The organism is Jeotgalicoccus huakuii (genome assembly GCF_036665975.1).
GTDB classification, from domain to species: domain Bacteria; phylum Bacillota; class Bacilli; order Staphylococcales; family Salinicoccaceae; genus Jeotgalicoccus; species Jeotgalicoccus marinus.
The window spans coordinates 32492-46163 of sequence record NZ_JAVIYN010000013.1 but is presented as its reverse complement, the minus strand read 5'-3'; the positions used below and the strand labels follow the sequence as shown (position 1 = coordinate 46163).

Annotated in this window: 15 protein-coding genes; 7 read left to right on the top strand and 8 right to left on the bottom strand. The window is 35.7% G+C overall.

Annotation, left to right across the window (positions count from 1 at the left end):
* Nucleotides 1-97: 97 nt before the first annotated feature.
* Genes V6E76_RS07930 through V6E76_RS07905 form a run of 6 tightly spaced genes read left to right on the top strand, consistent with a single transcriptional unit; the run spans nt 98 to nt 4990 of the window.
* Nucleotides 98-721, top strand: a complete 624-nt coding sequence (locus V6E76_RS07930) for a DUF2848 family protein (RefSeq protein WP_051220529.1) — start codon at nt 98-100, stop codon at nt 719-721.
* A gap of 5 nt (nt 722-726) precedes the next feature.
* The gene (locus V6E76_RS07925) at nt 727-1524 is read left to right on the top strand and encodes a carbon-nitrogen family hydrolase (RefSeq protein WP_026867038.1); all 798 of its coding nucleotides are present in this window, start codon (nt 727-729) and stop codon (nt 1522-1524) included.
* A 23-nt stretch (nt 1525-1547) separates the two neighbouring features.
* Complete coding sequence (locus V6E76_RS07920) at nt 1548-2534, top strand: TRAP transporter substrate-binding protein (RefSeq protein ID WP_198687263.1); 987 nt, start codon at nt 1548-1550, stop codon at nt 2532-2534.
* Nucleotides 2535-2549: 15 nt separating this feature from the next.
* Nucleotides 2550-3023, top strand: a complete 474-nt coding sequence (locus V6E76_RS07915; RefSeq protein ID WP_051220528.1) for a TRAP transporter small permease — start codon at nt 2550-2552, stop codon at nt 3021-3023.
* Nucleotides 3005-4291, top strand: coding sequence for a TRAP transporter large permease (locus tag V6E76_RS07910; protein ID WP_026867036.1), 1287 nt, complete (start codon nt 3005-3007; stop codon nt 4289-4291). The genes V6E76_RS07915 and V6E76_RS07910 overlap by 19 nt, the downstream gene beginning before the upstream one ends.
* A gap of 24 nt (nt 4292-4315) precedes the next feature.
* A complete protein-coding gene (locus V6E76_RS07905) occupies nt 4316-4990 on the top strand; it encodes a GntR family transcriptional regulator (protein WP_247351899.1) in 675 nt (224 codons plus the stop codon).
* A 46-nt stretch (nt 4991-5036) separates the two neighbouring features.
* On the opposite strand, the gene V6E76_RS07900 is transcribed toward V6E76_RS07905, so the two are convergent.
* The 8 genes from V6E76_RS07900 to V6E76_RS07865 all read right to left on the bottom strand — a co-directional run bounded on the left by V6E76_RS07900 (nt 5037) and on the right by V6E76_RS07865 (nt 12680).
* Nucleotides 5037-6935 (bottom strand): endonuclease MutS2, encoded by a 1899-nt coding sequence (locus tag V6E76_RS07900; RefSeq protein ID WP_247351897.1) that lies wholly within the window; start codon nt 6933-6935, stop codon nt 5037-5039.
* A 372-nt stretch (nt 6936-7307) separates the two neighbouring features.
* Nucleotides 7308-7634 carry a branched-chain amino acid transporter permease gene (locus tag V6E76_RS07895; RefSeq protein WP_166626441.1) on the bottom strand — a complete coding sequence of 109 codons (327 nt, stop codon included), beginning with the start codon at nt 7632-7634 and terminating at the stop codon, nt 7308-7310.
* Entirely contained in the window at nt 7634-8341 is a 708-nt protein-coding gene (locus V6E76_RS07890; RefSeq protein ID WP_247351895.1) for an AzlC family ABC transporter permease, read from the bottom strand. Before V6E76_RS07890 ends, V6E76_RS07895 begins: the two co-directional genes overlap by 1 nt.
* A gap of 16 nt (nt 8342-8357) precedes the next feature.
* The gene (locus V6E76_RS07885; protein WP_166626439.1) at nt 8358-8912 is read right to left on the bottom strand and encodes a helix-turn-helix domain-containing protein; all 555 of its coding nucleotides are present in this window, start codon (nt 8910-8912) and stop codon (nt 8358-8360) included.
* A 293-nt stretch (nt 8913-9205) separates the two neighbouring features.
* Entirely contained in the window at nt 9206-9679 is a 474-nt protein-coding gene (locus tag V6E76_RS07880; RefSeq protein ID WP_166626438.1) for a nucleoside 2-deoxyribosyltransferase, read from the bottom strand.
* Between the two features lie 51 nt (nt 9680-9730).
* Complete coding sequence (gene nhaC / locus V6E76_RS07875; protein WP_247351894.1) at nt 9731-11122, bottom strand: Na+/H+ antiporter NhaC; 1392 nt, start codon at nt 11120-11122, stop codon at nt 9731-9733.
* A 26-nt stretch (nt 11123-11148) separates the two neighbouring features.
* The gene (locus V6E76_RS07870; protein ID WP_198687259.1) at nt 11149-12243 is read right to left on the bottom strand and encodes an NAD/NADP-dependent octopine/nopaline dehydrogenase family protein; all 1095 of its coding nucleotides are present in this window, start codon (nt 12241-12243) and stop codon (nt 11149-11151) included.
* Between the two features lie 83 nt (nt 12244-12326).
* Nucleotides 12327-12680 carry a DUF2200 domain-containing protein gene (locus V6E76_RS07865; RefSeq protein WP_247351892.1) on the bottom strand — a complete coding sequence of 118 codons (354 nt, stop codon included), beginning with the start codon at nt 12678-12680 and terminating at the stop codon, nt 12327-12329.
* Nucleotides 12681-12750: 70 nt separating this feature from the next.
* Here V6E76_RS07865 and V6E76_RS07860 point away from each other — a divergent pair, with 70 nt between their 5' ends.
* A complete protein-coding gene (locus tag V6E76_RS07860; protein ID WP_247351889.1) occupies nt 12751-13632 on the top strand; it encodes an SAP domain-containing protein in 882 nt (293 codons plus the stop codon).
* The last annotated feature ends 40 nt before the right edge of the window (nt 13633-13672 follow it).

The window sequence follows — 13672 nt, the reverse complement described above, 5'->3', positions numbered from 1 at the left end:
ACATATATAAGTATCAGAAATTTCCCAATGTAAGCCTTTACAAAATATTTTACTTTTATATAATGTATACATAATACATTAAAGGGGATGTTTTTAAATGGTTAAGCTTTTTGCAATTGGTTACGCAGGCAGAGACAAAGATAAAACGTGGGAACATATTGAAGAATTAAAAGAGATTGGCGTTCCAGAGCCAGCGAGTGTGCCGGAACTCTATGCATTAAGCCCTTCTCTTATCGATCAATCAGATGAAATATCAGTGGTTGGTAACAAAACAAGTGGCGAAGCTGAAATAGTTTTAATCTTTGATGAAGATGGTGACGTAAAAGTTACAGTAGGTAGTGATCATACAGATCGTGACTTAGAAACCGTATCAATTCAGAAATCCAAACAAATATGCGATAAGCCTCTAGCTAACGAAACAATTGATTTAAATGATATTAAAGATGAATGGGACGACATTAAATTATTTTGTGATGTCCTAGTTGACGGTGAATGGAAAAAATACCAGGAAGGTACATTCGCTTCTATAATTCCATTAGATGAAATCTTAGAATTTCTAGATCAACATGACGTTCCTAAAAAAGATTCTATTGTTTACTCAGGTACTGTTCCTTTACTAAATGGTTTTATATATGGTGACGGTTATCGTTGCAGTATTCACTCAGAAAAATTAAACAAAACAATTAGCGTTGAGTATAAATTAGAGAAATTAAAGGAGTAACTGATATGAAAATCAAAGTTTTTCAATTTGCAGTCAAAGACGGTAATGTTCAAGAGAATCTCGATAAAGTAGCTTCACTATTCCACTCTAAAGACTTATCAAATACCGATGTCGTTGTACTACCAGAAATGTGGACATCAGGCTATGATTTACCAAACATTCATGATTATGCCGATAATAATTTGGAGCCGACTTTTAGTATTCTATCTGAACTTGCAAAGCAATATGAGGTGAACATTGTTGCAGGATCTGTACCAAATATTAAAAATGGCAATGGTGTTTATAACACTGCCTTCGTCGTAAATACACAAGGTGAACTGGTTCACGAATATTCCAAAATGCATCTAGTGCCAATGCTTAATGAGCCAGAATATCTGAAGGCAGGTAATGAATCTGTTGAGACATTTAAATTAAACGGCGAGAATGCAGGTCTAGCAATTTGCTATGATCTCCGCTTCCCTGAATTGTTCCGTGACCTTACCATGTCTGGAGCTAAAGTCATATTTGTGGTTGCGGAATGGCCAATAGAAAGAACTGATCACTGGCTTACACTGCTAAAAGCAAGAGCCATTGAGAGTCAGTGTTACTTAGTGGGTTCAAATATTATAGGAACTCAAAGTAATCAAACAACTTTTGCTGGTCATTCAATTATCATCAATCCCTTTGGGGAGGTACTTAACGAAGCTTCTAGTGATACAGAAAATGTCATTTCCGCAGAACTTGATTTAAATTACATCGATAAAATCCGCAAGGATATTCCGATTTTTGATAGTCGTCGTAAGGACCTTTACAAAAATCTATAGCCACAATAAAGGGGGATGGAACTATGAAGAAACTCTTTCTTGTCTTGCTTTTAACAATTTTTATATCTGCTTGTAGTAACGAGACAGCTGATGAAAACTCTGGTGAAAAAGTGATTAAACTAGCACACACAGGCTCTGAAACTCACCAATACCATGTAGCAGCTGAAAAGTTTAAAGAAGTTTTAGAAGCTGATGAATCCACCGATATATCCGTGGAAATACACTCAAACGGAACTTTAGGGTCTGAAGGAGATGTCATTGAACAAGTAATAAACGGATCAATTGAAATGACTACAGTGGCGGCGGATAGTAACCTAGCCAACACTGTCCCAGAAATGAATTTATTTGGAATTCCTTTTCTCTTTGAAGATAAAGAGCATGTCTACAAAGCCTTAGATGGTGACCCCGGCAAAGAGATGTTGGAATATGTGGATCAAAAAGGAATGAAAGGTCTTGGCTATTGGGAGGTTGGGTTCAGACATTTAAGTAATAACACTAAGGAAATAGTAACACCTGAAGATGCAGAAAATCTAAGCATTAGAATCCAACCTGCATCAGTTTGGGCAATGTATTTTACAGCAATTGGTGCAAATCCTATTCCTGTTGATTTTAATGAATTATACTCTGCACTAGATCAAGGAGTAGTCGATGGACAGGAAAATCCACTCCCTACAGTAAATTCCATGAAATTTTATGAAGTTCAGCAATATATCTCGCTCACATCACATACCTACACACCTGCCGTCATCTTGATGAGTGATGAGTTTTATTCTTCCTTATCTAAAGAGGAAGTTACTGCAGTAGATAAGGCAATAAAAGAAGCAAGAGATTACCAACGTGAAGAACTGAGTAATCAAGAAGATGAGATTCTTACTATGTTAGATGAAGAAGGCATTACCATTACCGAACCAGATAGAAAAGCATTTGAGGAAGCGACGCTTTCTGTTCGAGATGAAATCTCTGACAAAGTTTCAAAAGATATCATACAAAGTTTCATAGAAGCAAAATAATAAGGATGTGATTAAATGTTTGAGAAAATCGATGATTCAATCACAAAATTCTTAGAATTCATCATGATCTTATGCTTATCACTGACAGTAATCGTAACCTTCTTACAAGTGTTATTTCGTTACTTCATTCAAATTAGCATACCATGGTCTCAAGAATTTTTGATGATTTGTTTTGTCTATAGTGTATTCTCTGGAGCCGCTGTACTTGTAAGTAAAAATGAACATCTTGTAGTAGATTTATTTGAAAAATTACCTAAAAAATACGATGTGCTCTTCAGAGTAATAGAATGTCTGGTCGCTCTGTTTGTACTCTCAATCCTTGTCATATATGGCAGTATTCTAGTCAATCAAAATCTAGTTTCAGGACAAACACTCGGTTTACTTCCCATACAAAGAGCGTACTTGTACATGGCTGTCCCATTATCATCACTGTTTATGATTTATTTCTATGTAAGGAGGCTATATAAAGTATGCTTTGGATATTCCTAATCATTTTACTTTTTGTTCTCATCATCTTGCGTGTTCCTATCGCATTTGCAATGGCGTTTATTTCACTACTAGGAATTATGGGAAGTGATATATCTTTACTCGCAAATGTTCCAAGAAATATATTTAGCGGTACGAATAGCTTTACGCTAGTCGCTATCCCTCTGTTTGTACTAGCAGGTGAAATCATGGCTAAAGGGGGTATTTCCGAACGTCTCGTTAACTTCTCTAAAATAATAGTAGGTCCAATTCCTGGGGGATTGGCTTTAGTTGTAATCATCAGTAGTATATTCTTTGCCGCCTTAACGGGTACTGCATTAGCTGCCGCTGCCGCAATTGGAGGAATGTTAATTCCAACCATGTTAAGAGAAGGTTACGACAAAGGATTTACAACTTCTTTAATAGCTTGCGCCTCAACAATTGGACCTATAGTGCCACCTAGTATTGTACTAATACTTTACGGAGTAATTGCAGGAGTTTCAATCAGTGATCTATTTATTGCTGGATTTATTCCCGGAATTCTTATGGCACTCGGTTTGATGGTCTATAGTATTTATGTTGGTAAGAAAAATAATTACGTCATTAAACAGGAAGAGAAAATCACTGTAGGTGTTTTTCTCAAGTATTTTAAAGATGCAATCCTCGCTTTAATGATGCCAGTCATTATCATAGGAGGAATTATTTCCGGACTATTTACAGCAACTGAATCAGGTGTAATTGCTGTTGTTTATGCCCTCATAATCTGTATATTTGTCTATAGAGAAATAACATTTAAAGACATAGTAGCTGTTTTAAAAAGTACAGCTTACACTTCGACAGGTATAATTTTCTTAATTGGTTCTGCAGCTATTTTTATCTGGTATATTAATTATGAAAATATCCCAAATCAATTGATGAATCTGCTTGGATTCGCTGCTGAGAATCCAATTTTACTATTGCTTATTATCAATATTATTCTACTATTAGCAGGAACATTTATAGATACAATCAGTGCCGTAACAATCTTTACACCACTGTTTGCACCAATGATTGTTGCAGCGGGAATTGACCCGGTACACTTTGGCATAATACTTGCAGTAAACCTAACAATTGGTATGGTCACTCCACCATTAGGTGTTTGCTTATTCGTAGTATCTTCAATTGCAAAACAGAAGATACCTGTAATGTTCAAGCACCTATTCCCGCAAGTTGGAATTTTAATTCTTGTACTACTTGCAGTCACTTATTTACCGAGCATCATTATGGCTCCAGTTAAATTCTTGAACGGTTAGATTATCTCAGAAGGAATGATATGTATGAATGATTTCAAAATTAAAGGCATCAAACACAAAACACTGAAAGATACGATTTACACAACCTTAAAAGACATTATTCTAAACGATGGATTTCCTTCTGATGATTATATAAATGAACAGAGCCTTGCCACACAACTCGATGTATCCAGAACACCCTTAAGAGAGGCAATGTATGATTTAATAAATGAGGATTTAATTGAATTTCGACCAAGGAAAGGCTATCGCTTAAAACAACATACTCAAGAAGAAGTAAAACAGATTTTCCTCTTAAGAGCGACGATTGAAAAAGGTATCAAAGATCCTTTGTTTGATAATGTCGAGGACACAGACATTCAAAAATTGAAGAATATCATTGAGAAACAAAATAGAGCGATGGAAGAAAAAAATAGTTATCACTTTATGCAACTCGATAAAGAATTCCATCGAACCATGTTCATGATTGCCAAATACAATATCTTCTTAAAATCGTATGATGTGTTTCATAACCTCACCATACTTATTGGTTCCAAAGCAATTACCAAACAAGGTCGTATGAAAGATGTTATTCAGGAACACATCGAGATTGTTGAAACAATAGAATCTAAAAACAAAACTGATTTTGGTGAAAAGATAGAAAGGCATCTATCGATGACCTTAAAAGCATTAGATTCAATTAATTACTTATCGGAAGAATGACAAGTAAAAAGCCCGATAATCCTTTTTGGATTATCGGGTTCTTCTCTTACTTATTCCTATCTGCTCTTATTTCCTTATCAACCTTACGCAATGCTTTCTTAGATCCTCTTTCGATATCATGATTCCATTTTCTAGTTTGATAATCAGTAAATAAAGTGTCTAAATCATAATCGTCTGGGTACAATTCTTTGGCTTTCAACTCTAAATTCAGACGTTTTTTATTCACTTCTAGCATATCACCTTTATAATATACCTGAACATTAGAGAATTTATCTTGTGTTGCATAGACTATACCAAAATCATCATAATCCAATAGCTTAACTCTATCGCCTTTTTCATAAATCGTTGTATCTACTGATATTTCTTCTACAGTTTTCTCTTTGCGTACTTTATTTTGATCTACTACCTCTAAACCATAGTCTTTTTCAATCATATAGTTTTTCGCTCGATTCAACACATTTTCAGGAATATTCATCTTACGAGAAATCCACAGTGCATTACTGTCTCCAGATTTTCCAATTTGTAACTTAAACAACGGTTCTAAAGTCTCCTGATTAAACTGCATCGCTGCATTCATAAAATCGCTATGCATTTCTGAATAACGTTTAATCTCACCATAATGCGTGGTTGCGACTGTCATGCATCCTTTATGGTAAAACTCTTCTAATAATGAAATCGCCAAAGCTGCACCTTCATTTGGTTCTGTGCCGCTTCCGATTTCATCGAATAGTAGCAAAGTATTGTTGTTCACTTGCGGCAAAATATTCGAAAGGTTTTTCATATGTGATGAAAAAGTACTTAGGGCATTTTCTATGCTTTGATTATCACCAATATCCACAAAAATGTTATCAAAAATCGCAATTTCTGTATCTGCCGAAGCTGAAATATGAAAGCCTGACATCGTTGCTAAGGTAACGAGACCTATCGTTTTAAGTACAATCGTCTTCCCACCTGCGTTCGGCCCTGTGATGACCAAACTCCGATAGTCATCTCCGATTTCAAAATCTAACGGAACAATATCTCCTGTTAGTAATGGATGCTTACAATTTATAAGCTTAATTTTCCCATAATCATTAATTTTTGGCTGAACGTCATCAATCGCTTTACTGAATCTTGCCCTTGCATTGATCATGTCATATTGTGCAATCAGTTCAATGTTGATATTAATTGTATGCATATTTTCATTTATAAGCCCTGTCAATGTAGCAAGTATTTGATACTCCAACATCGCCTCTTCTGCTTTTAAACCATCTAGTTCTTCACTTAATTTCCTAACTACACCCGGTTCAACATAAGCAGTTTTACCTTTAGATGACAATTCAACGATTGTACCATTCACTTGATTCTTATACGTCGCTTTAATTGGTACCGTATAGCGATCATTTTTCACACTTATAAAAGCTTCTTGTACATAATTTTTATTACTGTTTATAAATTTATTTAATTTGTCTTTAATTTTAACTTCTGTCGTGTCGATAAATGACCGCACTCGCTTAAGTTCTTTGTCTGCATGCGAGTCCACCTTATTATTTTTAATGGACCCACTGATTTCTTCCTCTAAAGTCCTTAATTCTGTCATTGAATTCACATAAGAAGTTAATGTTGGTGCTATAAATTCTTTGGTCGACATAAACTCAATTATTCTTCGACATCCTCTTAAAAAGTCAGTCACATATATGAGTTCTTCAGGTGTCAAAATAATTCCTTTTTCTACTTTCTCGATTAGGAAATCAATATTAGACACATTCATGAAAGGCATCTTTGCCCCAGTATCTAGTATATTTCTTGCTTCAGTTGTCTCTGTTAATCTATGTTCTACAATTCTTTTACTCGAACTCGGTGCTTGTTTATCGAAAAGGTCTTTACCTAATCCGCTAACACAATAAGATTTCACTAATTCTTTTAAGTCGTTATATTCTAACTTTTCATAAGTCATTTCATTCATAATTTTTCTCCTTAAATGTAAGTAACATTCCATTGTTGAAGAACCTTCTAGATTCAATAAGTTAAACAAAATAAAAAGCTACGGTTTCCACCGTAGCTTTAAAAACAAGCGTGAATAAACCCATAGAAATCCTATATTTCAGGATAATCTATGAATCGAAGTGCTTGTGGGTAAAGTCGGTAGGTATCTTCATAATAGGAAATTTGAGTACGACAAATAAAGGGTATAATTCTCCCTATTATTTTCATCTCTTCATGTTTTCCTAGATAGATCCTACGACACTCACAAAATGCACCTCTTAAATATATTTATACTTATTGAAATTGACTTTATACACATTTAGTATAAGTGAAAATAGCGATGATGGAAATATTAGAACACAGCTTGTACCAATATCATGTAGAAAATTGTGCCACCTGCTATAGAAAGCAACATGTTTTCTTTCCAATAGTGGAGCACTATAATCAATCCAATTGCCAAAGCTTCTGGAACAAAACCACTGAATGAAGTCACGTCTACCTCTCTCAGTGCATAGACGACGAGTAACCCAAAAACTGCAGGCGGTAACATGTAGCCGAGATATTTTATATAGGCTGGTGTTTCTTTATCATTGTTGAAGATGAGGAATGGTAAAAATCTCGTTGTCATCGTACCTAACACTACACAAGCAATGATGATAATTTCTTCTGTTAAGGACATTACGAGATCACCTCTCTTTTAGACATCATCTTTTTGATTGCCGTTAGGGCAATTATTATAATGACCATGGCAGGTAGAATGAAGTTTTCACTGCCAAAAACAATTAAGCTGAGTACTGAGGCACCAACTCCAATGATGGAACTAATATGATATCTTTCCTTTTTCCATTGATCTAAGAAAATCACAGCAAAGAGTGCTGTCATCACAAACTCTATACCTTCTGTGTTAAAGGGGATTGCAGTCCCAAAAAGGCTACCTAATGTTGTGCCACCTACCCAATAAATCTGATTAAACAAGGTCACATAGAACATAAACCAACCTGAATTAATGTGTGTCGGCACCTTGGACGTAGAGTTGATGACGAAGGTTTCGTCACACATGCCGTAGATTAAATAGGCTTTCTTTTTACCTACACCCTTAAACTTATCGAGCATGGCAATGCCGTAAAACAGATGACGGGCATTTATCATTAAGGTTAGGATAAATGCACTGACCGGGTTAAAGGCGCCGAGTAACATACTACCGGCAACGAATTCCATGGATCCGGCAAAAATAAAGATACTCATCAATATGGCGTAAATTGGCTCAAAGCCGAGGGAATTCATGTATATCCCATAGGCAAGGCCAATGAAGGTAAAGCCGGCCATGATGGGAATTGTTTTCGGGAAGACGTATTTGATTGTTTTTATATGTTCATCAAATGTCATGATTACACCTTCTTCTTTAATTTTTGTAGTACATAATCATTGTTAACTTCACTAATTCATCGCCTGGATTAATATATGTATGTGTCTGGCTACCATCAAAAATTATGGCTTCACCTTCTTTTAAATCAGTCACTGTCCCATTAACATCCATTTGAAAACTACCTTGGTTAACAAAGATATGCTCTTCCACACCTGCAGTATGAGCTTCTGCGTAGTGACGGCATCCTTGATCAATTTCTACTATATACAATTCAAATAGTTTCTCAGGTGAGAACGGTACGATATTATGAACCCTATAGGCTCCATCTTCTTCTGTAACAGTATGTACATCATCTTGACGAATGACTTTAATAGAATGTTGTTGCTGAGTAATCAGAGATGAGAACGAGACCTTTAAGCCCTTAGCTATTTTCCATAATGTAGTGACTGTAGGAGTAGACTCCCCTCTCTCAATTTGAGCGAGCATCGCCTTACTCACCTCAGTAAGCGCAGCTGTCTTATCTAGACTTAATCCACGTTCCTTACGTATACTTTGTAAGTTGTCTCCGATTAATGCTATATTTTCTTTCATCAACCATTCACCTCCACATCAATTTAAGTTACTATAACATATTTTTGTACGCCATAACATACAGAAAATTTAGAACTGCATGATTTTTAGTGTGATGAAGATAGGAGATCCGCCTCGTTTTTATTTCGAGTCTTAGCTATCCTATTAGATCCGCTTCGTTTTTGTTTCGAAGGATTTCTTTTGTAATTCCTATCCTTCGAAACAAAAACGAATATTACCATCTCTCAACAAATACAAAAAATCCCGTTAAACTACACATATCTGTAGTTTAACGGGATGTATATTAAACAAGCCTACGCCTCATCTTTCGCAACCGGAGCGTGAGTGTAATTTTCATAACGAATCGGTGTCTTTTCATTGAAATCATAAGTTGCTAGATCTTCAATGTTTTGGAGGTAAGCATCCAATGAATCAGTTAACATTAAGTTAACTGGCGCTTCTTTTATAGGATCTTTTTCTTGGTATAAAACAATGAATTTATCTAAAGCTTTACCATAACCAATTTCAAAAGCAGTACCTGGGTCGACATGTTCACCGACGTAATCATGAACTGCGACGACTGCATCGCACCACTCTACATGTTTGATATCGTTGTTGTAAATTGTTTCTCTCCATTCATCAGAACCATGTTCAAGGTGATCATCTTGTTGTAAACGTGGCGAAAACACTTCTTCTACAGTTGGGTTCTTTTCCAATGCCGCTTCAACACGCTTTACACGTTCAACTTGTTCTTTATCGAAAAATGGACTTGCTAAGTAAATCCTCATAAAATAACGCACCTCTTTTTTCTTTTAGGATATCATAAAAATTTGCAACACCTAGGCAGCTTTTTTCTTCATTCCGATTCCTGTTACTGCATAAATCATGGCAAATACAATACAGAGGTAACATGGGACAGCCCACATCCAATAATCTCCTACCCCTACACCTAACACTTCCATGTAGTAAATAGCAGAAACACCCCATGGTACAAATCCTAAAATCATCGTTCCAGAGTCTTCTAATGTTCTAGATAGATTAAGCAAATTTAGGTTCTTCTTATTGTATGCGTCCTTCATTAGAACACCAACCATTATAATAGATATCGATGCAACGCCAGCTGTAAATACAATGATTATACTACCTAAAATTGTTGATCCAATAATTTGCCAAATGGATTGAACCATTTTTGTAAATGATTCTAATATTCTATCTAAGCATCCTGCTGCTTCTACTATTCCAGCAAAGGCATATCCACAAAAGATTGTCACGACAATTGTTACCATTGAGAATATTCCACCGCGGTTAAGTAGTGAAAGGACTGTCTCTGAAAACTCTGCATTAGAGTTGACCATATCTACCGAAAAGCCATTGGCCATTGCTGTAAAGCCATCAACGAGAGAAAAACCATTGGATAATACCCCAATAATCACTGCAACAACTGAGGATAATAACATGATTGGAACAATCGGTTTTTTAAAGAAGGCGCCCCATAGAATTAATACAAAAGGTAGAAGCATAAATATATTCCAGTTAAATATTTGATCCAAATCTGTTGTTAAACCACTCACACTATTTCCAGAAGCGCTACTCGCATCGATTTGCATACCTGCAATATACCAGACGATTATACCAATTAAAGATGCAGGTAAGGTTGTCCATAACATATGTTTAATATGATCATAAAGGTCTACACCTACAACTAATGGTGCTAAGTTAGTTGTATCCGATAAAGGCGATAATTTGTCACCAAAAATAGCACCAGAAATAATAGCGCCTGCTGTTATACCTAGGGGCATATTCATTTCTACTGCGATACCCATCAATGCGACACCCGCTGTAGCAGATGAGCCCCAAGCTGTTCCTGTTGCTACTGACACAATGGCTGAAATTACAAAGGCGGTTACTAAGAAATATTGAGGATCAATTATGAGTAATCCATAATAAATTAGCATGGGAACTGTTCCTGAATATATCCAAGTTCCAACTATTATCCCGACTGCAAAAATAATAAATATCGCTGGCATTGCTGTATTCAGGCGAGTAGAAATTCCTTTCTCCATGTCTTCCCAACTTAGCCCTACTCTGTATGCAATAAAAGCTGCATATGCTGCAGATAGTAATAATAATGGCTGGATCGGTATTTCAAAATATCCAAAGCCGATACCAATAACAACAGCTAGAAAAACAAAACAAGAAATAGACTCAAATAAAGTTGGTGCTCTCTTCATAACAATTTCCCCTTAGTTTAATTTTTTTACAAACGATTGATAATTTCGTTTACGCTCAAATTAGATAGTCCAACTTTCTCAAGCGTTAAGCCTTCTTTATGAAAGTCCCTATTTAGTATTGTTCCTCCAATTGTAATGACTGCGTCGATATTCGGAGTCGGAACATCTGCTTCTCTTCCAAGGTCTGACCAAAAAACCAAGCCGTCTGCAATATCCTCAGTGAAGTATCTAGAGTCCACAGCAGTTGGTCCTTTAATATTTCCATAAACCTTACTCTCATTGAACAAAGTCTGTATATCAGATTCATTGTTCTCGAAATATCCTCTGTTATAGCGACTCGTAATTGCATCTTCTAACTCAAAGCCAAAGGCTCTCCCAATAGCAATTCGTTCACTTTCTATTCCGCGTAATAATCTAACTGTATGTTCTGTAATGCCCTCTTTGTATAAGTAAAATTCACCATTCGAATAATCAATTCGTCCTGCATTAAGTAAAGAAGGGCCAGGGTGAACTTCAGGATTTCCGTTTTCCATGGTCGAGTGTAATACATTTTTAGCTGGTACTAAGCAGTCATACAACGTTTTACACTTATCAATTAACTCACTCGTTTTACTAGCTGGGAAGGCTGAGAAAAATAGTTTTTTTACTCTTAACCCAAGCTCAACTTTTGCTTCCGCTGGAAATGCACGTGTCCCGTAAGTTAAAGAGTTTGTTTCTCCAATCTTAAGTTCTTTGTCAAAACCGAGCGCTCTAACTTTGTTTGTGAATCTTATTGCCCCCATAGCACCTGCCCCATTTAGCATTATTACTTGTTCTTTTTGAACAAATGGGGCAAGAGCTTCTGCCATATTTTCTATAGCAAATCCAGGGATTGTTAACATAATCACTTCTGCACCTTCAATAGCTTCTTTTATATCTGTAGTGACCTTATAGACAGGAACAAACTTGTCATTTCCATTCTCATGAAAATGTATACCACCTAGTTCCCTTATTTTTTCTAAATTACTAGCAAAACTTTCATTTTCATAAAGTGTAATTTCAAAGCCTCTATCAGATAAGTCCGCTGCTGCTGTGATTCCACCGTTTCCCGCTCCTATAATTGCTACTTTTTCAACTTTCATTTCAATTCCCCCTTATAAAGATAAGTTACACTAATCTTTATGAAAATAAAATACCTCTACAGAATATTCTGCAGAGTTATTGGCTATCCTTCTCTTAAAATTTTCTCCATCTTTTTACCTTTAGCAAGTTCATCAATCAACTTATCTATATAGCGAATTTCCTGCATTAAAGGATCTTCAATTTCTTCAACTCTTACACCACAAATAACACCTTTGACTTCACGTCTATTTGGGTTCATATTCGGTGCTTTATCAAAGAATTCTTCAAAATTAACACCTTTTTCGAGTTGTTCATGAAGTGCTTCATTCGAATATCCTGTTAACCAAGTGATAATTTCATCCACTTCTTCTTTGGTTCTATCTTTTCTCTCTGCCTTTGTAACATAATGAGGGTAAACACTAGATACTGCCATCTTAAAAATTTTATGCTCTGCCATATTACTTCACCTCGTTTAATTTTTCATCTATAATTATATCAAACATACGTTCGTAAAGGATGTGATATTATTGACCTTAAATGCAACAGATCTTTTATTCCTTCATCAAATAAAGGATAAGCCAAAACATGTGTTACAACGTTACTATTTTTGGTCGACAGAAGCTCAGTCTATAGACCAACGCTTAGAACATTTACTGTCTGCTGGTCATTTACACGAATCCACACATCTAGCTACTAAATTATCACAATTCACGATTCCTGTAATTAAAGAACTTCTCAGAGCACATGATTTAAAAGTGTCTGGGAACAAGGACATCCTCTTATCACGCTTACATGAGTATGATGGTGTAATTGACTTAAGTCATTTACAAGTAGAGTCTGTTTATATCGTTGATGAAAGTTTACAGGAACTAATGGAACAAACAAGATTTCTTGTTTATATGAGTATGAATGGCCCTTTGACAATTGATGATGCATATTCATTTTACCTTGATCACCCCACACTCACCAATTCAGAAGTCATTATCAAACTCCACGAAAAGGTAATCGCATCTCATCAAAATACTTACCAAGTCATTAAGTGTCATCTCCTACTATCCGATTACTACGATAAGGTACACTATATACAGAGTAAAAGCCTCAATCATTTAAATTCTTTCACTTTACTCATCGTATTAGAAGCTATGAGGCGCTATCTTGAAGTGACACACACACCTGGGGAAATATTTTTTGATATTGATAACAACACCGTTGAAAAATACCGTTCATTGTTACTCATGAAACAATGGACAGTAAGTGACCTATATCAAGGGCTTCTAAGGGCAGGAGAAAATCTACCGTACAGTGATAAGGCAATCACTTTAGCAAGTCAATTTATTATTCGCTATATCATTAATAGTAATAAGGCAGAACAAGAACTGATTTCCGGTATTAAGAGCGGTGACGATTAAACATTGTCACCACTCTTAATTTGTTTTCTCTATAATTCAT